18 protein-coding genes and 1 pseudogene are annotated in these 25,694 nt (G+C 57.1%); 10 read left to right on the top strand and 9 right to left on the bottom strand.

Features of this window, described 5'->3' with window-relative positions; genetic code table 11:
* The first annotated feature begins 33 nt into the window (after window positions 1-33).
* Entirely contained in the window at window positions 34-1,248 is a 1,215-nt protein-coding gene (locus CGLAMM_RS07680) for an AGE family epimerase/isomerase (protein WP_394819851.1), read from the top strand.
* Window positions 1,249-1,275: 27 nt separating this feature from the next.
* Here the strand turns inward: CGLAMM_RS07680 and CGLAMM_RS07685 are convergent, their stop codons facing one another.
* The 5 genes from CGLAMM_RS07685 to CGLAMM_RS07705 all read right to left on the bottom strand — a co-directional run bounded on the left by CGLAMM_RS07685 (window position 1,276) and on the right by CGLAMM_RS07705 (window position 7,838).
* Window positions 1,276-1,995, bottom strand: a complete 720-nt coding sequence (locus tag CGLAMM_RS07685; RefSeq protein ID WP_394819852.1) for a hypothetical protein — start codon at window positions 1,993-1,995, stop codon at window positions 1,276-1,278.
* Window positions 1,996-2,029: 34 nt separating this feature from the next.
* Entirely contained in the window at window positions 2,030-3,610 is a 1,581-nt protein-coding gene (purH, locus tag CGLAMM_RS07690) for a bifunctional phosphoribosylaminoimidazolecarboxamide formyltransferase/IMP cyclohydrolase (RefSeq protein WP_394819853.1), read from the bottom strand.
* A 95-nt stretch (window positions 3,611-3,705) separates the two neighbouring features.
* Window positions 3,706-5,187, bottom strand: a complete 1,482-nt coding sequence (locus CGLAMM_RS07695; protein WP_394819854.1) for an efflux transporter outer membrane subunit — start codon at window positions 5,185-5,187, stop codon at window positions 3,706-3,708.
* On the bottom strand, window positions 5,184-6,275 hold the full coding sequence (locus tag CGLAMM_RS07700; protein ID WP_394819855.1) for an HlyD family secretion protein: 1,092 nt from the start codon (window positions 6,273-6,275) through the stop codon (window positions 5,184-5,186). The genes CGLAMM_RS07695 and CGLAMM_RS07700 overlap by 4 nt, the downstream gene beginning before the upstream one ends.
* A gap of 9 nt (window positions 6,276-6,284) precedes the next feature.
* On the bottom strand, window positions 6,285-7,838 hold the full coding sequence (locus CGLAMM_RS07705; RefSeq protein WP_394819856.1) for an MFS transporter: 1,554 nt from the start codon (window positions 7,836-7,838) through the stop codon (window positions 6,285-6,287).
* 515 nt (window positions 7,839-8,353) lie between these two features.
* Between CGLAMM_RS07705 and CGLAMM_RS07710 the strand changes: the two genes are divergently transcribed.
* The 3 genes from CGLAMM_RS07710 (at window position 8,354) to CGLAMM_RS07720 (ending at window position 13,911) form a co-directional block, all read left to right on the top strand.
* Window positions 8,354-11,275 (top strand): TonB-dependent receptor domain-containing protein, encoded by a 2,922-nt coding sequence (locus CGLAMM_RS07710; RefSeq protein ID WP_394819857.1) that lies wholly within the window; start codon window positions 8,354-8,356, stop codon window positions 11,273-11,275.
* A gap of 157 nt (window positions 11,276-11,432) precedes the next feature.
* Window positions 11,433-13,061 (top strand): FGGY-family carbohydrate kinase, encoded by a 1,629-nt coding sequence (locus CGLAMM_RS07715; protein WP_394819858.1) that lies wholly within the window; start codon window positions 11,433-11,435, stop codon window positions 13,059-13,061.
* A 76-nt stretch (window positions 13,062-13,137) separates the two neighbouring features.
* Window positions 13,138-13,911: an SDR family NAD(P)-dependent oxidoreductase gene (locus tag CGLAMM_RS07720; RefSeq protein ID WP_394819859.1), complete on the top strand. Its 774-nt coding sequence runs from the start codon at window positions 13,138-13,140 to the stop codon at window positions 13,909-13,911.
* Window positions 13,912-13,944: 33 nt separating this feature from the next.
* On the opposite strand, the gene CGLAMM_RS07725 is transcribed toward CGLAMM_RS07720, so the two are convergent.
* The 4 genes from CGLAMM_RS07725 to metX form a co-directional block, all read right to left on the bottom strand.
* Entirely contained in the window at window positions 13,945-14,571 is a 627-nt protein-coding gene (locus tag CGLAMM_RS07725; RefSeq protein WP_394819860.1) for a glutathione binding-like protein, read from the bottom strand.
* Between the two features lie 156 nt (window positions 14,572-14,727).
* Entirely contained in the window at window positions 14,728-16,056 is a 1,329-nt protein-coding gene (locus tag CGLAMM_RS07730) for a DEAD/DEAH box helicase (protein WP_394819861.1), read from the bottom strand.
* Between the two features lie 290 nt (window positions 16,057-16,346).
* Complete coding sequence (gene metW, locus CGLAMM_RS07735) at window positions 16,347-16,946, bottom strand: methionine biosynthesis protein MetW (RefSeq protein ID WP_394819862.1); 600 nt, start codon at window positions 16,944-16,946, stop codon at window positions 16,347-16,349.
* The gene (gene metX, locus CGLAMM_RS07740) at window positions 16,936-18,126 is read right to left on the bottom strand and encodes a homoserine O-acetyltransferase MetX (protein WP_394819863.1); all 1,191 of its coding nucleotides are present in this window, start codon (window positions 18,124-18,126) and stop codon (window positions 16,936-16,938) included. The genes metW and metX overlap by 11 nt, the downstream gene beginning before the upstream one ends.
* Before the next feature lie 457 nt (window positions 18,127-18,583).
* On the opposite strand from metX, the gene wrbA reads away from it, so the two are divergent.
* From wrbA to pnuC, 6 genes and pseudogenes are all read left to right on the top strand, one after another.
* Window positions 18,584-19,180 carry an NAD(P)H:quinone oxidoreductase gene (wrbA, locus tag CGLAMM_RS07745; protein WP_418115534.1) on the top strand — a complete coding sequence of 199 codons (597 nt, stop codon included), beginning with the start codon at window positions 18,584-18,586 and terminating at the stop codon, window positions 19,178-19,180.
* A 159-nt stretch (window positions 19,181-19,339) separates the two neighbouring features.
* Window positions 19,340-20,142, top strand: a pseudogene (locus CGLAMM_RS07750) (NAD kinase).
* Window positions 20,143-20,307: 165 nt separating this feature from the next.
* Complete coding sequence (locus CGLAMM_RS07755) at window positions 20,308-21,462, top strand: arabinose transporter (RefSeq protein WP_394820103.1); 1,155 nt, start codon at window positions 20,308-20,310, stop codon at window positions 21,460-21,462.
* A 149-nt stretch (window positions 21,463-21,611) separates the two neighbouring features.
* Entirely contained in the window at window positions 21,612-23,972 is a 2,361-nt protein-coding gene (locus tag CGLAMM_RS07760; RefSeq protein ID WP_418115535.1) for a TonB-dependent receptor, read from the top strand.
* Window positions 23,969-25,126: a phosphotransferase enzyme family protein gene (locus tag CGLAMM_RS07765; RefSeq protein WP_418115536.1), complete on the top strand. Its 1,158-nt coding sequence runs from the start codon at window positions 23,969-23,971 to the stop codon at window positions 25,124-25,126. Before CGLAMM_RS07760 ends, CGLAMM_RS07765 begins: the two co-directional genes overlap by 4 nt.
* Window positions 25,123-25,677: a nicotinamide riboside transporter PnuC gene (gene pnuC / locus CGLAMM_RS07770; protein ID WP_394819868.1), complete on the top strand. Its 555-nt coding sequence runs from the start codon at window positions 25,123-25,125 to the stop codon at window positions 25,675-25,677. Before CGLAMM_RS07765 ends, pnuC begins: the two co-directional genes overlap by 4 nt.
* Window positions 25,678-25,694 lie beyond the last annotated feature (17 nt).

Raw genomic sequence — 25,694 nt, forward strand, 5'->3', positions numbered from 1 at the left:
TGAGGCCTGATGCCGGTAGCAGGACTGACTTGAATGCAAATCGCGACGGAAGCGCATCGCCTCTGGCTTCTTAACCAGGGGCAGCGCCTGCTGGATTTTTCCAAAAATGCGCGCGTCGCGGACGGATTCTGCGCATTGGACGGCATGGGAGAAAAGCCGCGCAAAGCCGAAGCGGATGGTATACTGACCGCACGCATGACGCATAGTTTCGCGCTTGGTGCGCTTCTCGGCATTCCGGGAAGTCATGCCATGAGCGCGCATGGTGTAGACTGCCTTCTGCACCGCCTTAATGATCCCGAACATGGCGGATGGCAAGAGAATCGCGCCGATATATCGGGCCGGAAACAGGCTTATTACCACGCCTTCATCGCCCTCGCTGGCGCGACTTGTAAGGAAGCGCGCATTGAAGGCGGAGACGTTTTGCTGAACGCTGCGTCACACGTGCTGGAGACGCATTTCTGGAGCGAAGCGGAAGGCGTCGTGTATGAAAGCTTCTCCGCGGATTGGCAGGACCGGGAGGATTATCGCGGGGCCAACGCCAACATGCACACGACGGAGGCCATGCTTGCCCTCTCCGCCGCAACAGGCGACATGAAATGGCTGCAACGCGCTATGCGCATTCTTGAGCGTTTCGTGCATCACCTTTCGCGCCAGCATGAATATTGCATGGCCGAGCATTTTGACGCCGACTGGAATCTCCTGCCTGACTATAATATCGCGCATAAAACCGACCCGCTGCGACCTTACGGGCTGACACCGGGCCATTTTGCGGAATGGGCGCATCTGACGCTTAAGGCCGAAGCCCATGCGATAGCCAGGTTGGGCCGCGCGCCCACATGGATGTGTCCTGACGCGGAGGGTCTTTTCCGTAGCGCGGTGGAGAAAGGGTGGTGCCATGAGGGAAAAGGCGGCATCGTCTATACAATCGACTGGGAGCGTCGCCCCTGTGTCACCTCACGCGCGCATTGGGTGCAGGCGGAAACGATCGTTGCGGCAGACATTCTTTACCGCCGGACAGGCCATGAATATTATCGCGAATGGTATCAGAAACTTTGGGACTATGTCGATCTGACGATGATTGACCCCAAGCATGGGAGCTGGTTCAACGAAGTTGATGCGGAAGGGGTGGCATCGGGCATTATTTACCCGGGAAAGGCGGATCTTTACCACGCCTTCCAATGCACGCTCAGCCCCCTTCTGCCCATTGCGGCAAGCCTCGCTGAGGCGATCTGGCTGTCCAAAGCGTAACAGGCGCGGCGCCGTCGAGGCCTTGCCTCAGGGAAGAAGATGGTCGATTTCGTCGCTCTCAATCCGGTCATATCCGGTTGAGCCCGGCGGTGCGCCGGATGGCACGGATGACTCAGTTTCGATCTGATAAAGGATCGCGCCTTTTTCCCCAATTTTTTCAGCGATGAGAAGTGGCCCGGACCGCGCATTAAAGCCGCGGCCAGAGATACTCAGTGTGTCGCCGACACGCAATTTATTGCCACCGAGAAATTGGGGCGGAAAGCGGATTGTGACGCCACTATCCAGCACGACACCCCCGACATCGCCCTGTCCCGAATGGAGGAGGCGCACTATACGCCCGTCACGATGCTGGCTTTGCGTGAGGGCCAAAGCGGGCATGTGCCCTGAAGCACAGACCCAGAGTTCGCCCGTCGACACGGCGAAGGCGGAGATCATTTTGTATTTTTCGGAAATGAGACCTTTGACAGTTATATTCTGCCCCGGCGTCAGTGAAACACCGAGAATATCGGATCCACCAGGAAGAATAACCTCCCGGCCATCCGTGAGAATGATATTACCCGCCCCGCCGGAAATATCGGGGTAAACAGCCTTGATTCGGGCCGTGACGGTCGGGAGGACGCTGATATCAAATAGACAGGATGGCGACGTAGGTGCAGGCGCTGCCCGGGCGGCAGGCATTACACTCAGCAGCGACAGAACCGCTAAGCTGCTGATGATGCGTGCACCGATTTGCGTGTCCCTGCCCATATTCCCATCACGATCACGTTGATATTAAATGATTTCAGTGCCTGAAATGACGCATGCCGGTCAGCACCATCGCGATCCCCGCTTTGTCTGCCGCAGCAATCACTTCATCATCCCGGATAGAGCCGCCCGGCTGAATGACGGCGACGGCACCGGCCTCAATAATCGCCTCCAACCCATCGGCGAATGGGACGAACGCATCAGAGGCGGCCACGGATCCGACGGTCAACGCCGCTTCGGCACCACTCAGGGATGCCGCGTCCTGACTTTTCCGGCCTGCAATACGTGCCGAGTCCAGGCGTGACATCTGCCCTGCCCCAACCCCCACTGTCGCACCGTCTTTCGCGAAAACGATGGCGTTTGACTTGACATATTTGGCAACTCTGAAGGCGAAGAGAAGATCCTGAAGTTCCGCCTCCGTCGGTTTTCTGCGCGTCACAACTTTGAGTTGATCGAGCGTTACGCGGCCCGCATCGCGATCCTGCACGAGATACCCGCCCGCGACGGATTTGATGACACGGTTCTGCGCCTCAGGCGCGGCCATGCCGCCCGTTATGAGGAGGCGCAGATTTTTTTTGGCACGCAGGATTTCGCGCGCCGCCGCATCGGCATCAGGTGCAACGATCACTTCCGTGAAAATGCGCGCGATCTTCTCAGCCGTGGTGGCATCCAAGGGGCGGTTGACGGCAACAATTCCGCCAAAGGCTGAAACCGGGTCGCAGCGCAATGCCAGGTCCCAGGCTTCGGAGAGGGTTTCGGCCATGGCGACGCCGCAGGGATTGGCATGTTTAACAATCACGACGGCGGGGCCATCAAACTCACTCACCGCCTCGAAAGCCGCATCCGTATCATTCAGATTATTATAGCTCAGCGCTTTGCCCTGAAGCTGTTCGGCCGTGGCAACCCCATTGCGTTCTTCTGACGTGGTGTAAAACGCGGCCTGCTGGTGCGGATTTTCCCCGTAACGCAGGCTTTCCTGCAACGAGGCAGTGATGGTCAGTGTCTCCGGGAAGCGTGTGCCCTCCCGCCCCGCAAACCAATCGGCGATCATGGCGTCGTAAGACGCCGTGTGCGCATAGGCGGCCTGGGCCCAATGACGGCGCTGCGCCATCGTCGCCCCACCGGAAGCCAGGGCGTCAATCAGGGCCTGATATTGCGTTGGGTCCGTCAGAACGGCCACATGAGCGTGATTTTTAGCGGACGCGCGAATGAGGGCAGGCCCGCCAATATCGATATTTTCGATGCAATCTTCCGGCGAAGCGCCCGCACGCACTGTTGCGGCGAAAGGGTAAAGATTGACGCAGACGAGATCAATCGGTGCAATCTGATGTTCTGCCATTTGGGCGACATGCCGTGCATCATCGCGCCGGCCGAGAATGCCGCCATGAATCTGGGGCAGAAGCGTCTTGACGCGGCCATCCAGAATTTCGGGGAAGCCGGTGTGATCGGAAACATCTTTGACCGCGATACCCGCCTTGCGCAAAGCCTCCGCGGACCCGCCCGTCGAAAGGATTTCCACATTTTCCCGCGTCAGCGCCTGGGCGAGTTCCAGGAGCCCTGTCTTGTCAGAAACAGAGATAAGGGCGCGTCGAATGCTGAGGGGTGATGAAGAGGACATGAACCGATCCGCGATTAATGAAAGTTCAGAAAAATGAGGACATAGTCCGCATGAAGCTTTTGCGCAATGAGACGAGCGGAATGCGCGCCGAAATATTACTCCGACATCGGTGTGACGGTGTGGCCATTGGCGCCGTCAGCATAGTCCCACCCGCCGCCAAGAGCCTTGTAGAGCGCGACGAGCGCCACATTGATTTCCGTGCGGCTCTCCGCGAAGGCGGCTTCTCCCGCAAGGACGTCGCGCAGGGCGCTATTGACGTCGAGATAATCTGTTGCGCCCTCGCGATATTGCTGCCGCGTCGCGGAAAGCGTCTTACGGGCTTCCCGCAACGTCTCGGCCACGACGGCGTGACGGGTTTTAAATTGTTGATAAGCGGAAAGTGCATTGTCGACCTCATTCCAGGCCGTCAGCACGGTCTGCCGATATTGCAGCGCCGCCTGTTTCTGCGCGGCTTTCGTCAGGCGCAGATTGCCGGAGAGGCGTCCCCCTTCGAAAATCGGCAGGACCAGAGAAGGCCCCGTCGTGAATTGCCGCGCCGGCATTGAAAAAAATTGCTGCGCGCTGAGTGTCTGGGTGCCCACTTGTCCATTCAGGATGATATCAGGGTAAAATGACGCCTTCGCTGCGCCGATTTCAGCCGTCGCGGCATGGAGCTGGGCCTCCGCCTCCCTAATATCCGGTCGGCGATGCGCCAGGGCTGACGGCAGGCCGGTTGGCACGGTAGGGGGCGCCGCTGGCTGCATGTCAGGTTGACGCAACTCCACCGCGAGGGCTTCCGGCGGTTCGGCCAGCAGAAGCCCAATCGCATTGATGAGCTGGGTCTCACTGTTCTGCAGGGGCGGGATCATCGCGTCAATGGCCGTGACCTCACCCCGCGCCCGTGCCAGGTCAGCGGTGGTGTTGGCGCCCTCCCGATAACGGTCCCCGACCAGTTTGAGATTGGATTTCGCGATGTCGCGGGTGGCGCGTGTGACGCGCAGCACATCCTGCACGCCGCGAAGCTGCATGTAAGTATCCGATAATCTTGCAACGACACTCAGCGCCAGGGCGTGGCGTCGCTCCGTCGCGGCAAGTTGACTGGCGCGCTGCGCCTCCGTCATGCGGCGCACACGACCGAACAGATCGAGATCCCAGGAGGCGCCGAGCGTATTCTGGAAAAAATTATAATCGGTCGGCGCGTCAGGTCGTCGCGTCACGAGTGACACAAAGCCGGATTTGCTCTGATGCACGTAACTATAGGAGCCGGTCCAGTCCAGGTTGGGCAGCCCCTGGGACCGTGCGATGCGCACGCGCGCGCCAGCCTGATCGATACGGGCAAGCCCCTGTTTGAGGTCAAGATTCTGGCGGGCGAGTCGTGAGACGAGGCTGTTCAATTCCGGGTCACGGAAAGCCCGCCACCAACGCGTATCAACCGCGGCAGCATATGTCTGATCCGCCGCTTTCTGCTGCCCGTATCGCGCCGGTGCATGCATCTCCGGCGACTTGAAGTCAGGCCCGACCGCGCATGATGTGAGACAGAAAAAACCTGCAATCAGCTTCAGGCGCGCATTGAAAAAATAGGGGCGGTGGGCGCTCATTTATCCGTAATCGCCTCAGATGTTTTGGCCTGACGCCCTACTATATCAGCATTGCCGGTGTAAATCGTCGTTTCGACAGAGAACCCCATGCGCAGCAGATTTGCGAGAGGTTGATCAGGCGAGATGACAATTTTAACCGGCAGGCGCTGCACGATTTTCGTGAAGTTGCCTGTCGCGTTCTCTGGCGCAAGTGGCGCGAAAGCGGCGCCTGAAGCCGGTGGGACGCTGTCGACGACGCCATCGAGGTCGATATTATAGGCATCCACGTGGATACGAGCTTTCTGGCCCGGCTGGACATGTCGCAGGGCAATTTCCCGGTAGTTGGCGCGCACCCAAAGAGCATTCATCGGCACCAACGCCATTAAAGCCGCGCCCGGACCCACAAAATTTCCGTTCTGAACGGTTTTTTCACCCACCATTCCGTCAAAAGGCGCGATGATTTTCGTGTAAAAAAGGTTGAGTTCCGCCTGATGAACACGCGCCGCATCCTGTTGCAATGTTTTCAGCGCGGCCTCATGCCGGGCCGTTAGAACGCGTGTCTGTTCCTCCTCCGCCTTGACAGCGGCTTCCGCGCCTTCAATCTGCGCGCGCAATTGTTGGAGTTGCGCGGCCGTCGCCTGCCCTTCCTGCCGAGAGCCCGCGCCCGTCGCTGCCAGGTTCTTGAAACGGCGCGCATTGAGTCGGGCGAATTGCAACTGGGCTTTGAGGCGACGCACATTGGCCTGACGCTCGGTCACGATGGCAGGATGACGGTTCACCGTGGCTTCTGTGTCGAGGACAAGCGCCTTGTCCTGTGCCAGCCGCGCCTGTGCCTCGGCAAGCGCCGTCTCGTAATCCCGTGGGTCAAGCTGCACAAGCACCTGCCCGCGCTTGACCATCTGGTTATCATCGACGCGCACTGCCTGGACCTGCCCCGATATCCGGGGGGCAATTGTCGTGTAATGCGCCGTAACATAAGCATCATTTGTCCAGACACGACCACTCGGAAAGAAGACAATCCAGATGACGATTAGCAGAAATACGAAAACAACCGTGCCTGCCATGACAAATGGCAAATATGGGATCGGTTTTTGATCTTCATCAGCCATGAAACCTGCTTACTTCTCTCCAAAAATAATGCGTGGCGGGTAGGTGCGTTGTGGCACGATCAGCACCCACATGGTCATCGCGACCACAATGCCACCCATCACCATGTAAAAGTCGGATATCGTCAGAACAGCCGTCTGTTTTGCCAATTGCGCCTTGAAAGTGATCAGCGCGTCCGGTGAGCGCGCGGCGCCGTCCGGCAAAAGGGGTGGCGGGCGCTGCGACACCGGGTTCTGGCCCTGAAAAAGCCTGAACCTCTCCACGCCCAGCTGATCCGTCAAACGATCTGAATGGAGATGGCCGCGCCAGCGATAAGTAAGCTGCGCGAGCCAGATCCCCATTGACTCCGCAATGGCGCGCGGCGCGTTGACCAACGGCGAGGCAAACGGGCCGTCCGACGGTTTGAGCGAATTGGTCGACATCATCAGAAGGGGCAGCACGATCATGGGTGCGGCGAGGCCCTGCATAAATTGCCAGAGATAGAAATTATCACGGTTCCAGCTTGAGGTGACGAAGCTGCTTCCGACACAGGCACCAAGCATCAGCACAAGCCCGCACATCGTCACAACACGGGAATCGACATGGCGGAGGTTCAGGACCATGGCGAGGATGGGGAGCAGCGCAAACTGCATCATCGCGATGAGAAGCGTCAGGGGATAAATCTGCTCTGGCCGGTAACCCGCAACCGATGTCAGAAAGGAAGATGGAATGGCGCTGGATGACGCGTTTGTCAGGATGAAGGCAAACAGCATGACGTTGCCGTAAAGAAAATTCCGCGCGTGGAGAAGTTGAAACCGCATGAGCGGCACGGGGTGAAACCACTCATTTATAATGAAGAGCGGAAGGCAGATAAGGCTGATGATGCTGAGAAACCAGATGCCAGGGTGATTGAACCAGTCGAGGCGGTCACCTTGCTCCAACATCGTTGAGAACGCGCCCATCCCGGCGATCAGCAAGCCGGTACCGCGCCAGTCAAATAACTTGAAACGCTCGTAACGCGGCTTATCGACCGGCATCCCGACCCAGAGTAACGCTGTGGCGATCGCGCCTAAAGGTATCGCCTGCCAGAAGACGAAGCGCCAATCGACGAAATCCGTCCAAAGTCCGGCGAGCGCCGTACTCAGGTTAGGGAAACATGTCGCCGTGAGGGCATAGGCCGCCAAGCCATATAACCTTATATGTGGTGATAAGACTCTCAGGGCGACCGTGATCAGCATCGGGATCGCAAAACCTGCCGCGAGCCCCTCAATAATACGAAGTGTCAGGATAACATGGAGATTAACCGTCAGCGGGATAAGGGAAGCTGCACCGACGGACATCGCAGCGATGAAAAACGCAAAACGTCGCAGGGTGAAGGTCAGGGCAAGCCATTGTGACAGGCCCATCCCGATAATCTGGGCAGTATGAAAAAAACTGATGAACCAGGTGCCTTGATCATGACTGATGCCGAGCGCGCCGAAAATATCCGGTGCCGCGACGGAAGAGACCTGATCATTCAACTCCGATGTCATGGCGAGAATGATGACACCGGCCAGACCTGTTAAAGCGCGGCCTCGATCCGTCACCTTGCCGTGAAACCCCTGAACGTCAAAATCGCCCCCCTCGGCCTGACCCGCGCACGCGGGAAAGTGATCACTGCATCATCGTCAGATTATAAGATTTTTTAACATCGGCTCCTCAACATGTAAATCTCATGCCGGGACCACCGCGCCCATGTGCGCCACCTTGAGAGCTGATGGAATGATCTCATTTCTTACGTTTTTGACATAACTTATTGGTGTCTAAAGCGATTTTACGGTAAATCCGAGCCGATATTCCGGCATGTTTTATTGTTGCGGCTGGTGTATCTGGATATTAAACGATATCACATTTGTAATTTGTAAATGTTTCCATTTGCCCGTGGTTATTTTGCTCACTTTTACTTGAGTTCTAAAGGACATATGCCCACCTGTTGTAGATTAACCACAGGTGAACAATTTCGTTACAGTCAGTTACGAAATCGCGCTTGACCCGTTGCACGTCCCGTAAACGTCATGCAAGATTTCCGGCATATCCCTTCAACCTGAACGTAGAGCGATCAATGGCCGTATCCCCCGGAAGTCATCTTTACGCGGCCCTTTTTTTGGGCACGACCGTTTTGATGGCGTTACCATCCCCGATCGTGGCTGACACGATAAATGCGCCTCATGCGCACAAAAAAGTCACAGTGCGCGCCGGGCAAAAGCAACAGCATAAAATCGCGCCCTCAACGCGCGCAGCGGTGCCCGGGGCTGAGGTCCGTGCCGCCAAAGCCAAACGCGTGCTGTCCGCGCCGCAATCTTTCAATGCTTCCCAGGCGGAAAGCATTACCGTGACGGGCTCCATGCTGGGTGCTGGTAAAAACGTGGACCCCAATCCTGTTCAGGTGGTCACCGCGGCACAGATTGAGAAAACAGGCGCGACAAATTTGTCTGATTTCTTCTCCCGACTCCCCTCTGTCGGCTCTTCAGCATCGGGAAATAACAACCCCAATGGGGGTGGCGGCGTCTCCTGCACCGACCTGCGCAATCTCGGCCTGACGCGCGTCCTGGTCCTGATTGACGGCAAACGCACCACCGTGAACGGTAATTCAAATTGCGTTGACCTCAACAGCATTCCGCTTGAACAAGTCAAAAGTGTTGAAATCCTGAAGGATGGTGGCTCAGAGCTTTATGGCGCGGATGCCGTCTCAGGCGTTATCAACATTAAAATGCGTCACGATGTCGGCTATGGCAGCATCGATATTTACGGTGGCATCAGTCAGTATGGCGACGCGCCGGTGGGGCGCCTTTCCGCGTTTAAAGGCTGGAACTTCGATCACGGTAAGGGAAACATCACCCTTTTCGGCCAGTATCTGACCCAGACGGGCATTATGGCGCGCAATCGTGACTGGGCCAGAAATCCGCAGATGAACAACCCTGTCTCCGGCACACCGAGCTTCGGGTCCTCTCTGACGCCGAATGGGCAGTTCCAGACGGCGGATGGCAACTCTTTCACAACGACAAATGGCGGACAGAGCTTCCAGCCTTACACGTCGAAGGATAATTACAATTTCAACCGCCTTTCGTCTTTGACGAGCAGTTTTCAGAATGCGTCTCTTTCAGGTGATGCGCATTACGATTTCAACAAGCATTTCACCCTTTATTCAAACGTCTTATACAGCCATCGCACGAGTAATTCCTTCCTCGCGCCGGAGCCTATTCTGGGTTCTATCCCGCCAAGTCCCTACGCGTCGAACGTCACGGTGCCGGCCAATTACCCCGGAAATACGTTTGGCCAGGATGTGACAGCCTATAAGCGCATTGCTGAATGGGGACCGCGTCGCAACGAATATGCGACCGACACGGTCACGGCCCAGTGGGGTGCCAAAGGCGAAGCTTTCGATAAATGGATGTATGATGTCTCCGAAACCTGGGGGCAGAATGACGAGCGCGCGCAGATGATCAATGCGGGCAATTACGCCAGCCTGCTGAATGTGTGGGGTTTGCGAGCTGCCAATCCAGGCGACCCGAACACGTCGTTGATCTATGACCCCTCTGTCTGCATGGCGTCGGCAGGATGCTCATTCTCCAATATTTTCGGGCCGCTTTCCCCGGGGTCAGCGCGTTACTCCAATCTCACAACCGTCACCAATACGAGTTACACCTTCCACGACCTTAACTTCCGCGTGCATAAAAATGACGTCGTCAAAATGCCCTGGAAAAATGGTGGCAGCCTCGGCATCGCCTTCGGGATGGAGCATCGCGATGAGTCCCTTTCTTATCGTCCTGACCAATATATCTCGAGCGGTCAGGCCGCGACGAATGTGCAGTCGGCGACGCAGGGCGGGTTCAATGTCAGCGAAGGTTATCTGGAAGGCAAGTTACAGCTCCTGAAAGATGCTGATTACGCCAAGGATCTGACCATTGACGGTCAGGGAAGATTCTCCTCCTACAACACTTTCGGCACGACGAAGAACTGGAAGGTCGGGATCAACTGGTCGCCCTCACGCGACATTCGTTTCCGCGGCACGCTGGGCACGTCCTTCCGTCAGCCTTCCGTCTGGAATCTCTATGGTGGGCAGGCCGTGAGTTACGAGCAGGCTTTTGACCCTTGCGCCCAAGTTGGTTCCTACGGTGCCAATTCGGGTAATGTCGCGGCCGCCTGCGCGCGCGCCGGTCTCTCGCCGAATTTCCAGCAGGTGGGAAATGGTCAGGTTCAGACGCTGCAGGGTGGCAACCCCCAGGTGCAACCTGAGGTTGGCCGCACCTATACTTTTGGCACAGTCCTGACACCGCGGCAGATCCCCAATCTGATGGTTTCCGTCGAGTATTGGCACTATACAGTCAAGAACATGATCTCCCAGTTAGGGACTCAATATATCCTTGATCAGTGCTACGCGCAGAATTCTGCCGGTTACTGCGCTGACGTGCAGCGGAATGCGAGCACGGGTCAGATCCAGGCTGTGCAGGCGCTTTGGGGTAATAATGGTAGCTTGCGCACAGGTGGTATCGATTTCGATCTCGATTACGCTATTCGTCTGACGCGCCACGATCGCCTGTTGCTCAGCAATAATTTTCAGGGCCTCGTGAGCTATGAGCGGCAATGGAATAACGGCGGACCGTGGTTCAATTACACAGGTCGTCTCCTTTATAACAATGACAGCGGACAACCGCGCGTGCGGGATTACGCAACGCTGACATGGCGTCACAAGGATTTCAGCCTCACGTATATGATGCAATATGTGGGTGGCATGGTCTGGAACGATCAGACAAATGACATCACCGCGCAGACAGGGGGTCGCCATTCGACACCGGGGATCTTCTCACATGATTTGACGGCTTCCTACCATCTGAATCAGTGGAATTTCACTGTGGGCGTGAATAATCTGTTCGACAAGAAACCGCCTTTCGTCGTCAGTGCCGGGACGAACACAAATGTCTTCCAATATGGCTATCTCATGCTGGGCCGCAATGTGTTCGGCCAGATCGGTTTGGAGTTCTGACGCATCGTTTGATGGCGATCAGACGGGCAAAAAGGGGCTGCTTCGGCGGCCCCTTTTCATTTGATCTGTGATCTTGCACAAAAATTGCGTTCTGGATATTGCGAATTTTCCGTTTCCTTCGCATCATGCCCCTTACAAATTGTAAATAAGGCGTGTCATGGACGTTGTTATCGGTATCGATGTAGGGACGGGAAGCGCCCGCGCAGGTATATTTGACCTCTCCGGCGCGAAGCTTGCTTCCGCTGTTATTGAAACACAGTCATGGCGCCCGCAACCTGACTTTATCCAACAATCATCGGAGGATATCTGGCAGGCCGTCTGCCAATCTGTCCGTGAGGCCATGGGCAAAATCACAGATCCCACGTTACAGGTCTGCGGTATCGGGTTTGATGCAACATGCTCAATGGTTGTGCGAGACAGAAACGGTGAAAGTCTCTCCATTGATCCGCAAGGCGCTGCAGGGCAGGACGTCATTCTCTGGGCAGATCACCGTGCCCTCAAGGAAACGGCTGAAATCAACGCGATGGGGGATGATGTTCTCCGCTACGTTGGTGGCGTCATATCCCCCGAAATGGAGACGCCGAAACTTCTATGGATCAAACGGCACCTTCCACATATTTATCGTGAGGCCGGATATTTCTTCGACCTGCCTGATTTCCTGACATGGCGGGCAACAGGCTCGGATGCGCGTTCTTCCTGTTCCGTTACGTGTAAATGGACCTATCTTGCGCATGAGAAGCGTTGGAGCGCCTCTTATTTTGAGAAGATCGGCCTCGCCGACCTCGTGGAGGAAAATTTCCAACGTATCGGGCAAACGATATTGCCCATCGGGCAATGTGTCGGAGATGGTCTCACGACGCAGGCGGCTTCTGAACTCGGGTTACAGGAAGGCACGAAAGTCGGGGTTTCGATCATTGATGGCCATGCGGGCGGGATCGGTCTGCTGGGCATCGCGGATGAAGAGTGCGATTTCGACAATGTGATCAATCAGCGTGTCGCGCTGATCGCGGGGACTTCCAATTGCCACATGGCTGTCTCTCCGGAGGCGCGCTTTATTGACGGCGTCTGGGGGCCATATTACCAGGCCATGGTCCCCGGAATGTGGTTGACGGAGGCGGGTCAATCGGCCGCCGGGGCCTTGATCGACTTCAACATCAAAACCCACGCCGCCTTCCCTGCTCTCGAGGAAAAGGCGGCGCAGGAGAAGATCAATATCTACGAAGCGCTGAATGGCTGCATCCGGGAGATTGAGGCGCGCGAGGGTGAGATGCGCCTGACGCGGCGGCTGCATGTCCTGCCCGATTATAATGGTAATCGCGCACCCCACGCCAATCCGGAGAGTCGCGGCGCGGTGCTCGGCCTCTCACTCTCCGCCGAATTGCGTGACCTGGCCGCACTTTATCTCGCGACAATTCAGGGGCTGGCTTATGGCACGCGGGATATCATTGAGGCGCTCAATGCAAGAGGCTATGCGATTGACACGATCATCGCGACAGGGGGCGGCACGAAAAATCCGATTTTCCTGCGGGAGCACGCCAATGCCACAAACTGCCGTATCATCCTGCCGAAGGAACCGGATTCCGTTTTGCTGGGTTCCGCCATATTGGGCGCTATGGCGGCGGATCGTTTCAAGAGCTTCCCGGAAGCCATGGCGGCCATGAGTCAGCATGGCACCGTGATTGATCCTGATCCCCGTTCCAAGGCGTTTCATGACGCAAAATATGTGATCTTTAAACGAATCTATGCCGGGCAGGAGAATTTCCGCAACCTCATGGCGCCGTTCTGACGTCATGCAACCGCATTTAACGGGAGGTCCGATGATGAGGTCAGGCCCTCCGCGCATCGGCTGAGAAGGAGAAGTCATGTACGCTGAAAAATATCGTCTTGATGGCAAAGTGGCGCTGATCACGGGCGGCGCTCAAAATATCGGTCTCGCCAGTGCGACGGCGCTGGCCGAAATGGGGGCTCGTGTCATTCTCGGCGATATCAATCTTGATCACGGCCGCAAAGCCGCTGAAGGGCTTCGGCAGAAATCATTTGATGCACGCTGCGTCAAGCTCGATGTCACGTCCTTCAATTCCGTGCGCGCCTGTGTCAATGACATCATGTCGATTGAGGGGCGCATTGACATCCTCGTCGCCAGCGCCGGCATCTGCATTTCCGAAGTTCATGCTGAGGACATGTCAGAGGATCAATGGCTTAAGCAGATTGATATCAACCTCAACGGCGTGTATCGCACCTGTCAGACTGTGGGCAAAGTCATGATCGCGCAAAATTCCGGCGTTATCATCGCGATCGGCTCCATGTCGGGGCAGATCGTCAATCGCCCGCAGGGTCAATGTGCTTATAATGCGTCCAAGGCCGGGGTGCATCATTACGTCAAGTCGATCGCCGCGGAATGGGCAAAATACAATATCCGCGCCAATGTCATCGCGCCAACCTATATTGAAACCGAGCTGACGCGGTTCGGTATGGAAAAACCCGAACTCTACGATTCATGGATCGCCGATACACCGATGGGGCGTGTTGGACAGCCGGAGGAAATCGGGAGCGTTGTCAGCTTCCTCGCCTCCGACGCGGCCAGCCTCATGACGGGCGCGGTCGTCAACGTTGATGGTGGCTTCACTGCCTGGTGACACCAATCCCACCCGCCAAAGGGCGCGATGACGTCACTTATCATGCGTATAGGCGCGCTGGGTTGCCGGGCGGGCGATGATCGCATCGCGCCATTTCGCCACATGGGGAAATTGATCAAGATCGATGGATTGCGCCTTCCAGGTTTTCGTCCAAGGAAAAGCGGCCATATCCGCGATGGAGTATTCCGTTCCGGCAAGCCAGCCCCCGTTCGACGCCAGGCGCCGATCGAGCACGCCGTAAAGTCGTGACGTCTCATCCTGATAACGCTTGATGGCGTAAGGAATTTTCTCAGGCGCATAGAGGGAGAAATGGTGATTCTGCCCCAACATCGGCCCGAAACCTGCCATTTGCCAGAAAAGCCATTCCATTGTCTCCAGCCTGACCCGCGCGGTGCGTGACAGAAACTGCCCCGTTTTTTCCGCGAGATAGTGGAGAATGGCACCCGACTCAAACACGCTGATCGCCGCGCCCCCGTCAGCGGGCGCGTGGTCGATGATCGCGGGCATTTTGTTGTTCGGCGAAATCTTCAGGAAAGCCGGGTCAAATTGCGCGCCCGACGAAATATCGACGGGTATGATGCGATAAGGAAGACCTACCTCCTCCAGAAACATCAGAATTTTGAAACCGTTCGGTGTGGGCCAGAAATAGAGATCAATCATGCATCAACTCCCGTCTGCTGCATCACAGTTTTTACACAGCGTCATGCAGAACGGTAACCCTAAGCCGACTCCAGCGCCATTTTTAAGCACGGTAAATTCACTGGGTCGGACGAAGAAGAAGCCACACGATTTCAGGCAGAGTAAAACGTCGCCTTGTCAGTCCTTGAAGGCGCCTGGACGCCCATAACCACCCGGCGCACGGTGGGACATACGCCGCCCTCCCGGCCGTGCCGCATGTGGCGCGGCGTGTCCGCGTGCCGGGCCGCGTCCATTCTGATTGCCACGGCGACCGCCATGCCGACCGCCCCCGCCCAGAACGGGCGGTTTCATGCGGGATAATCGGGCCGTCTCGGAGTGGAAACGATGCTGATCAATGATCGTCAGTGATTTGCCGATCAGCTTTTCAATATCATGCAGCCACGCGCGCTGTTCCGCATCGCAAAGGGCAATGGCGCAACCATCGCGACCCGCACGCGCCGTGCGCCCGATGCGATGCACGTAGCTTTCCGCAACATTGGGCAGGTCGTAATTGATGACGTGACTCACATCATCGACATCAATGCCGCGAGAGGCGATATCCGTCGCGACGAGCACCTTGACCCGACCGGATCGGAAGCCAGACATGGCCCGCTCCCGCGCGCCCTGCGACTTATTGCCATGTATCGCTTCCGCCGCGACACCGTTTTTGGTGAGGAATTCAGCGACCTTGTTTGCCTCATGTTTCATCAGCGTGAAGATAATCGCCGATTTCACCTTTTCACTCGCCACGAGCTCCAAAGTGAGCGGCTTCTTATTTTCCGAATCGACAAAGAGGACGACCTGCTGAATCCGCTCAACGGTGCTGGAAGGCGGCGTCACGGTGACGGTCGCCGGGTTATTCAGCAGAGATTGCGCAAGGTCCGAGATGGCATTGGGCATCGTCGCTGAAAACAGCAATGTCTGACGCTTGGGCGGCAAAAGCGCCATGATGCGCTTGATGTCATGGACGAAGCCCATATCAAGCATGCGGTCCGCCTCATCCAGGACGAGGACTTCCAGTTGAGAAAGGTCGATATATCGCTGCCCGATGAGATCAAGCAGTCGCCCCGGTGCCGCAGTCAGAATATCGACGCCCGATCGCATCGCTTCCACCTGTCGGCCCTGACCAACGCCGCCGAAAATGACGGCGTGGCTCAGCCTCATATGCTTGGCGTATGACCGGATATTATCGTTGATCTGGGAAGCGAGCTCCCGCGTTGGCGCCAGGATCAGCGCGCGGGGGCAGCGGGGTGTCGTCGCCCTGGGGTGGCGGCTTATGTGGTCCAGAATCGGTAACGCAAAGGCGGCCGTCTTGCCTGTGCCCGTCTGTGCAAGGCCCAGAAGGTCACGCCCTTCCAGCAGATAAGGGATCGCCCGCTCCTGAATCGGGGTCGGGGTGACGTATCCCATATCCTGCAAGGCGCGTTGTATCGGTAGCGCAAGTTCGAGATCTGCAAAGGTAACCATCGAAATGCCCCTTCGGGACGTTTGAGCGGAATGGGGAGGAGAATCGATACCGGAATCGGCAGAGGACACATCTGCCACGGAAATTAATCAAAATAAAGATAATGATATGAATCAAATTTTTAAATAAAATGCGCCCCGGGTGAGCTTGACAGATTCCGCACTTTGAAAATCGGATATGAGTCATGCATAAAACAGATCGTTCGACAGCGCTGTTTCAAAGCGTTTCCGATCATGACTGTCGTGTTCGCCACGCGGCGAAACAGAGACCAAATTGTTTTGGAGACAGGTGTTTAGGCGCGCTGCAACATAAAGACAGCCTGGTCCGCAAATATATTGGCCAGGCGGGTTGAGCGGCGCCAGGGTGCCGAGGCGCCCGTGTCATTGACACCTAGCCACGCGACGACGCGGTAGCCATCACACCGGCATAGTTCAAGGAAATCCCTGATCGTGCAGGGATGGACATTGGGCGTTTCATACCAGGGCGTGTTCCAGACTCGCGTCATCGGCATCCGCCCGGTGGAGAGAAACTGCAATCTCAAACGCCATTGCGCGAAATTAGGGAATGACACGATCGCGTAACGGCCGATGCGCAGCATCTGCTTCAAGACTTCTCGAGGGCGCCCGACAGCCTGCAAGGTGCGTTGAAGCACCACATAATCAAATGCGAGGTCAGGATAGTCAGCAAGGTCGTGATCAGCGTCGCCATGCATGACGGGAAGCCCATGGGCAACGGCGCGCGTCACATCTTCCATATTGATCTCAATACCGCGCGCATCGCATTGGCGGGTTCGGAAGAGATGGTCTATCAGCGTGCCATCTCCGCTGCCAATATCAAGGACACGGCTGCCCGGCACGATCATGTCGGCAATGAATTTCTGATCAACCCGCATGGGGCGCTCCAGCGGCAACATAATGGAGTCGGGCCCCTTCGAGGAAGCCGCGTATCGTCCGCTCAAAATCCGGCTCATCAAGCAGGAATGCATCGTGACCGCGATCTGACTCGATCTCGACGAATGAAACGTTCACACCCGCCTGATTCAGGGCGCGGGCCAGCGCGCGGGATTGCGACGTGGGGAATAACCAGTCTGAACTGAAAGACACGACGCAAAATCGCGTGGTGCAGTTTTTGAAAGCCTTGGACAGGTCGCCATCATGGTCGGCGGCGAGGTCAAAATAATCGAGCGCGCGCGTGATCGTCAGATATGAGTTTGCATCGAAACGTTGCACGAAGCTTGACCCCTGATGGCGCAGATAACTCTCAACCTCGAAGATCTCACTGAAAAACGCGGCTGGTAGTTGAGCCCCTTCCTGTGAAGCCGCCGGGTTGCGGCGCGTCCGGCGGCCGAATTTCCGCGTCATGGCCTTTTCTGAAACATAAGTGATGTGCGCCACCATGCGCGCCACGGCGAGACCACGCGCCGGGACGACATTATGCGCCCAGTATCGCCCGTCATGCCAGTCGGGATCAGCCGAAATGGCCTGGCGACTCACCTCATTGAAAGCGATATTCTGCGCCGAATGATAGGGAGAGGTCGCGATGGGCAGGGCAGAGAATACGCGATCCGGATAGGTCACGACCCATTCAATGGCCTGCATCCCGCCCATGGAGCCTCCGATCACCGCAAAAAGCCGGTCGATCCCCAAATGTGTGATCAGCCTGGCCTGCGCCCTAACCATATCCCTGACCGTGATTGGCGGGAAAGACGTGCCCCACGGCGCCCCATCCGCTTTAAGGCTTTTCGGCCCGGTGGAACCCATGCAGCCGCCCAGCACATTGGCGCAGATGACGAAATACTGATTTGTATCGACCGGTTTCCCTGGCCCGACGAGGCGGGACCACCATCCATCCTTGCCGGTGACCGGATTGCGCCCCGCCACATACTGGTCCCCTGTCAGGGCGTGGCAGATGAGGATGGCATTATCTTTCGCGGGCGATAACCGGCCATAGGTGCAGTAAGCGACATCCAGCGGGGCAATGGTCTCACCACATTCCAGCGTGAGCCCGTCTTCAAAGCGCGTGGTCTCGCTCGTCTGGACGGATATAGCCTCTTTTTCAGACGATATAATCATATGGTCCCGTCCAAGATTCCATGCAGGACGCTCCGGTGACGCCATGACCGACTGACAAGTGGATTGCCCCCTTTTCCGGCAGATGGAGCCTGACTGATATGCCATTATCGCTGATAAGAGGCAATCGCCGGTTCGGCGGCCGCCATTTTCAGACCTCACAAACTTGTATGTTAAATGCCCCTTTAAACTCTCGGCGACCGCCCCTATCTCCACTCACTGTGAAACATCATGAAGGTGATCAGCATCTGCCTCCTGCGAGAGAGCCAACGTTGATCAGCGTCGGGATGGCGGGCATGTGTAGCCTGAATATTAAAACACGCGTGTCATTTTCAGACGGGCACGGTTTTCACCGCGTTTTTTTGTGAGATCCCGTTTCACTCAAGGAAGACCAGATCCTTCCTTTGAATGCATAATCAATCTGTGTCGTCGCTTATTGTGTCGATAAAGGAGTTACCCTGTGACAAAAGTTCTCATCCTGTATTACTCAACTTATGGACATGTTGAGCAGATGGCTCAGGCCGTTGCTGAAGGTGTGGAACGCGCTGGCGCCACGGCTGATATCAAGCGTGTCCCTGAACTTGTCTCAGAGGAAACCGCCAAGGCGAACGGCTTTAAGCTTGACCAGAATGCGCCTGTCGCGTCACCGGATGACCTGGTTGCCTATGATGCCATCATCGTGGGTGCGCCGACGCGCTTCGGCCGTATGCCGTCCCAGATGGCGCAATTCTGGGATCAGACGGGCGGCCTGTGGGCCAAGGGCGCGCTGATTGGCAAAGTGGGCGCGGCCTTCACCTCGACGGCGTCACAGCATGGGGGTCAGGAGACGACGCTTTTCTCCATCATCACCAATCTGATGCATCATGGCATGGTTATCTCTGGCCTGCCTTACAGCTTCCCCGGTCTCGTTGGGCTGGATGAGGTGCTGGGCGGCACGCCTTACGGTGCATCGACGATTGCTGGTCCCGATGGCTCACGCGCCGTCCATGAGACGGAGCGCGAAGGTGCGCGCTTCCTGGGTGAGCACGTCGCCAAGCTTGCCGGAAAGCTCGCCTGAGCATAGCGCGCGACCCTCTTAGCAGGCGCTTCACCGTCGCAACGCGTGTCGAAAGCACGCGTTGTTGACGGATGACCGAGGATGCTGCTTTCCTGATGATAGTTGGTCAGGCGCGCGGCGTAGGAGGGTTTCAGGCATGACGGCGTATCAACAATGACGATGAGTATCGACCTGGCCTCTCAGCCGGTTTTCACCTCCGTTCCCACCAAAATCTGTTTCCGCGCCGCGCGCGTGCCTTTGGCGCAGGCCTCTTACGAGAAGCTCGTCGCGCAATATGGTAATGTCGCGCTTGAGGAAGCAGAGGTCGTCGTGTGCCTTGGGGGGACGGGTTTCTCCTGGAAACATTGCACAAGGCCCTGCCTTATCATTTGCCGACATATGGCATTAATCGCGGATCCGTGGGCTTTTTGCTCAATCCTCTCAATGAAGGTGATCTGCCGGAGCGCCTCTTTCAATCTCTGCCCAACATCATGCGCCCACTGAAAATGCAGGCCACGGATGTGGAAGGTGAAATTCACGAGGCCATCGCTTTTAACGATGTGTTTCTCTTCCGGGAGACGCGGCAGGCCGTTAAACTTCGAATCGAAATTGACGAAGTGGAACGTATGCCTGAACTTGTCTGCGATGGCATTCTTCTCGCGACGCCTGCTGGCTCGACCGCCTATAATCTGTCCGCCCACGGGCCCATCGTACCGCTCAATGCGACACTGCTGCCTTTGACACCCATCTCCGCCTTTCGCCCCCGGCGCTGGCGGGGCGCCCTCCTGCCTTCTTCGGCACGCGTCCGCTTCTCACTCCTTGAGCATGAGAAACGCCCCGCCGCCGCCGTCGCCGATTTTACGGAAATCCGCGATGTCCGCGAGGTTCTTGTGCAGGAAGAGCGGGAAATTGGCGCGACATTGCTTTTCGATCCGGAAAATGATCTTTCAGAGCGCATTATCGCGGAGCAATTTGCGGAATAATGCGCATGACGGACCCCGCCATCTGACACATCGCATGTCACCTCGTCCGCGCCCGGCAGGCAAGGTTTTACACCCGGGCAAGCGCGTGGCGGGTCCTAAAGGGTCAGGCCGCACACGCCTATCGGTTCGGCCCTCAGGGGCGTTGAGGATGTCATTTTGACAGGCATGGTCCGGCTCGCAATCGCCCTCTTCCTCACCTATCTCGCTGTCGCCATGCCCTTGGCTGTGATCCCGCCTTTCGTGACAGGCTGGCCGGGCTACAGCACTTTCCTTGCGGGGGTCAGTGTCGGATGCTCATTTTTCTCGACCCTTCTGACCCGTGGGCGCGCCGGGCGGTTCTGCGACCAGCTCGGTAGCGATCGCTCCCTGCATCGCGGCCTGTTGCTTTATGCCATCGGGTGTTTCCTCTGTGCCCTGTCGGCTGTTTCAGCGCTGCCACTCACCCTCCGTTTCGGGATGTTAATTCTCGGACGACTCACGATCGGGGTGGGGGAAAGCTACACGATGGTCGGTGTGCATATCTGGGGCATCGGGTTGGAAGGTCATGAGAGGTCGGGGCGGGTTCTGTCCCTCACCGGGATGGCCATGTATGCCGCCTACGCGGTGGGCGGGCCAAGTGGGTTGTGGATTTACCATCATTGGAATTTCGCCGTCCTCATGCTTATTTGCATGGCCCTGCCCGGCCTTGGTTTCATCCTGACGCGCGGTCTCCGACACGTGCCACCTTCACAGGGTACGCGGCGCTCATTTATCGCCATTCTTTCCGCCATCAAATGGCATGGTGCGGGTGTCGCGCTGCAAGGTGTCGGGTTCGCCGTGCTGGGGGCGTATATCGCCCTCACCTTTCATCATCGTCACTGGGGGCATGGCGGACTCGGCCTGACGTTTTTCGGGCTGGCTTTCGTGGCAAACCGCCTCCTTCTCGGTGCCACGCCGGACAAGTTCGGCGGTCTGCCCATCGCTTTGGGGTCGCTTTTATTCGAAGCTGCCGGGCTTGCCTGTATTTCCGTCGCCGCAACGCCCGTCATAGCGCTTTTCGGCGCGGCGCTGGCAGGAGGTGGTTGTTCCATGGTCTATCCCGCTTTGGGGCGTGATGTGGTGCGCGTCGTCTCGCCGGATCATCGCGCCCTCGCACTTGGCGGGTTTGCCGCTTTCCAGGACGTTGCCTATGCTTTCACCGCACCCATTGCGGGCGCGCTCGTTGATGGTTTCGGTTATGGCACTGTTTTCATGCTCGCGGCTTTCTCCGCCGTGATCGGCGCCTTCATCGTCATCGGTCTGATGATGCGTGAGAAATCGGGGTCAAGTCTGACGGCCTGAAAAGCGTGGCGTCCCCGCATCATTTCCAATCGTAAAAGCGTCACTTGTTGAATCAACTTTACCTGCCACAAAAACGCTTTTATCAGCGAAGGGCTACGGGGAGGGCGCTTCTGCGGCACTCATTAGGCAGAAGGGGCTGTTGCTGCGTCATGCGCCGGGACTATTTTGTGACGCGCCGATTTCTGCATCGGGCGGTTATTTTCACCCTCTATGGCCTACCCCTGCAAGCACATAGTGCAGAAAACGCCGCTGCCCGCCCGGAAGCGGAAACCATCGAAGTCAAAGCGTCAGCGCTGCATGACAAAGCGGATTTCGGGGGTGGGGGGTTGATGCGCCCCGTTTATGCGGCACAGGCGACCAGCATCGTCTCCAAACCCTTCATTGACGCGCAGGCGCCCATTTTTTCCGCCTATCAGCTTGTCAATAATTTGCCCGGGGCGAATGTCGCGGCGTCTGACCCATTTGGCCTGTCCCCCTATACAAATGTGACGGTCAGGGGCCTGAATAGCGACGCACTTGGGTTTACGCTCGAGGGGACGCCACTTAACGACATTGCCTATTACGGCGCCTATCCCGCGCAATTTGCCGATGCGGAGAATTACCGCACTATCGCGGTGACGCAGGGCGCGGCGGCGATTTCCGACCCCGTCTTAAATGCTGCGGGCGGGTTGATGGCGCTGACCTACCTTCAACCTGCTAAAACGCCGGGTGGCACCGTCAATGTCTCTTATGGCGCCTACGCGAACAGCCGCCAGTTTCTGAGGCTTGAAAGCGGAGAGATCGGTCAGAGTGGCGTGAGGGGTTTTGTTTCCTACTCCCACACCACGGCGCATAATTGGCGCGGCCCAGGGGAGGATCGCCGCCAGCATGTTGATCTCAAATTCGTGAAATCCATCCGAAAACACTCGGATATTTCCCTCATCGGCTCATGGAATCGCGCGGTCTCCAGCTATTATCCACAAGTGACGCTTGATGCGTGGCATGCTGACGGGATCGGCGGCAGCAATAACCTCAAAGCCTGGTATGACGCGGGTCACGTCGCGCAGGCACAAAATTATTACCGCTTATGGGAAGCGCCCGAGCAGACTTTTTACGGGGGACTACCCAGTCATTTCGCCCTCTCAAATCATCTGAGCCTCCAAGTCACACCTTATGCGCAGGCCGCGTACGGTTCTGTCGCGAGTGGCGCAACGCTGCCGACTTCCGGCATCTATAATGGCGTCACGCCCGTCAATGGCCATCTGCGCAATCTTAATGGCGAGGGGGGTGATGCGGTCGTTCGGGCCAATGGCGTGCAGGAAAGTTATCGCACCGGCTTTAACGCCCATCTCAGTCTCGAAACCGGGCGCAATAAGCTGACTTTCGGTTACTGGTATGATTATTCCGATGATCGCGAGGTGCAATCCTTCACGCCCGTCGCGCCGGATGGCCGCGCGCCAAATCTCTGGGCGCGCCAGAAAAGCGGCCTTGTCTCCCTGCCTGACGGGCAGCCTCTCTATGGCAGCGCATTTCACACGATCGGGCAGGTCAATGCGCTCTATGTCAGTGACCGATTGTCACTTTTCAGGGATAAAATGGTGCTGGAGGCGGGATTTAAAGATGTGATCTACGCGATCCGGGGGACAAATAATCTTCCCAGTCCGCAATATCGCACGGGTGGGAGCTATCAGGTGCCGCTCCCTCGCATGTCGATAAAATATCATTTCCGGCCGGAACATCAGCTTTTCGCAAACGTCACTACCAATTTTCGCGCGCCATCAAGCACGGCATTTTACGATTATTACGATGTTACATCGGGGGCGGTCGTAACGGACGGGGCGCAGAAGCTTAATCCGGAATATTCAATTTCGGAGGAATTGGGTTATCGATATTTCGGCAAAAAGCTTCTGGGCAGTGTGACTTTCTTCAACTACAACTTTACAAATCGGCAGATAACGACCGAGATTTTCCGCTTCGGCGCGCCGGTGCAGACGACGGTGAATGCAGGCGGGCAGACCTCGCGCGGCGTGGATGTTGAAATTTCGATGCGACCCTATCATCACTGGAGCCCCTATATCTCAGCCGAGTATCTTCATGCGACGATCGATAATGACATCGCCGTCGATCGTGACCTCCTGCCGACCCGGGGTAAAATCGCGGTACGCAGTCCTGCCCTCCAGGCCTCTATCGGCCTTTCTTATGATAATGGGCATGTTTTCGGGATGGCGACGGCCCATTATACCGGGCGGCAATATGCGAGCTTCATGAATGACGTTGCGATGCCGGGCTATGTGACGGGCAATCTCGCGCTGGGCTATCGATTTGACGATCGCTTGCGATTGAAAGCCCCGAATATCCGCGTGAACTTTACCAATATCGGCAATAACCACGCCCTCTCAGGCGTCTCGAGCGTTACTCTTGCGGGGAGAGACACAATCGGCCGTCGCGGCACGCGTATCGCGGCGAGTGACCCGCTCTTTTACATTGGCAGCGGCTTCGCCGTGCTTTTCACGGCAGGTGCAGGGTTTTGACGGAGGAACACGCAGACCATCAGTTTGGCGTCGATGGCCCGATGGCCCCCCGTATCTGGCCCGCCATGACAGAGGCGGAGAGAAGACTGCTCATTCCCCACTACCCTTTTCTCGAAGATGCGCCGGAAATCAGCCACCACTCGCCGCGCCCTTTTTCCTCCGCCTGTATTTTCAGCGGCGCATCAGGTCGGTTTTTTGTCAAACGACATGACCACCGGGTTAAAAACGAGGCCAGCCTGCGGGAGGAGCATCGCTTTGCGCAATATCTAGCGGGCCGCGCCCTGCCCGTGCAGCCTTTCCTCAAAAATACTCAGGGGGAGACGGTCACACGGTGCGGCGATTGGGTTTATGAACTCACGGCGGCATCGCCTGACGTTGATCTTTACCGCGATGTTCCGTCATGGGAGGGGTGGTTCAACCCCGCGCAGGCCCACGCGGCCGGTCGACTCCTCGCGCAGTTTCATGATGTGATGGAGGATGACACCGCCCCGGCGCGAGCTGATCCCCAATTGGTCTCAAATATGGACATGCTGCGCCGCGACGATTTCGCATCTGCCCTCGATGCAGCGGTCGCGGATCTGACGCCGGCAGGGAGAGGGCTTCTCCACCATTCGGCTTACAAGCAGGCAAGGGCCGCGTTTCACACATTTCATGACGCGTTGAACCCCCTCCTGTCGCACCATAAGCCATGCTGGGGCCATGGGGATTGGCATGGTTCCAACCTGATGTGGCGGGGCACGGGGGAGGATGCCGTGCCGGTGTCCGTCTTCGATTTCGGCATGGCGGATCGCACCTCCACCCTTTTTGACCTCGCCATCGCGATTGAACGCAGCATGATCACCTGGCTGGCCCCCGACATGAGCCAATGGCAGGTGCGTTACGATGCGCTTGGGGCCTTCCTGCGCGGTTATGAAGCGCGACGGCCGCTTTCCGCAACGTCACGCCAGGCGCTGGCCGCCGTGCTGCCCCTTTGTCATGTCCATTTCGCCCTCAGTGAACATCGCTATTTTGCTTCTCTTCTCCATGATGATCACAGTGCGCGGGTGGCGTTCGAGAAATATTTCATCGGCCATGTGGAATGGTTCCAGACGCCGCCAGGTGAATCCCTTCTGCGATATATCGTGCAGGGTGAAAAACCGGGTGCCACCCTATGAGCCTTGTCGAATGTGCGGGCGTCGTATTGAGTGCATGTGGCGTGTTTCTGGAGACGCAACGCGTCGTGCTGTGCTGGCCCATCAACATCATCGCCGCTGGCTGCTATTTTTACATATTCGGTGACCAGCATCTTTATGCGGATGCCGCGCTTCAGCTTCTTTTTATCAGTTTGTCCCTTTACGGGTGGATGTTATGGCGGAAAAAGCCATTGACCTCATTCCGCCCGGCGCCAACACCTGGATGGTTTACGACGCAATGTTGCGGCACGATTTTTGCAGGTATCCTGCTCGGCCTAGCTTTATCGCGTTGGTCGCGTGATCCTGCTCCTTACGCGGATGCAATGCTGTCAGCTTCCAGCGTTCTGGCAACTTACTGGATGGCGCAACGTCTCCGGCAGGCATGGCTTGCCTGGATTGTCACAAACGGCGCCTATGTCCTCCTCTTCCTCTCCCGGGGCCTGGAGGCCACGGCCGCGCTCTATGGCGGCTTCATGCTTCTCGCCATCTATGGCTGGTTCAAATGGCGTTTCAATCGTGACGTCGCGACATGACACCACGCCGAGGCTTC

Origin of the sequence: Sorlinia euscelidii, from assembly GCF_036452135.1 — a bacterium.
Classification (GTDB): Bacteria; Pseudomonadota; Alphaproteobacteria; order Acetobacterales; family Acetobacteraceae; genus Sorlinia; species Sorlinia euscelidii.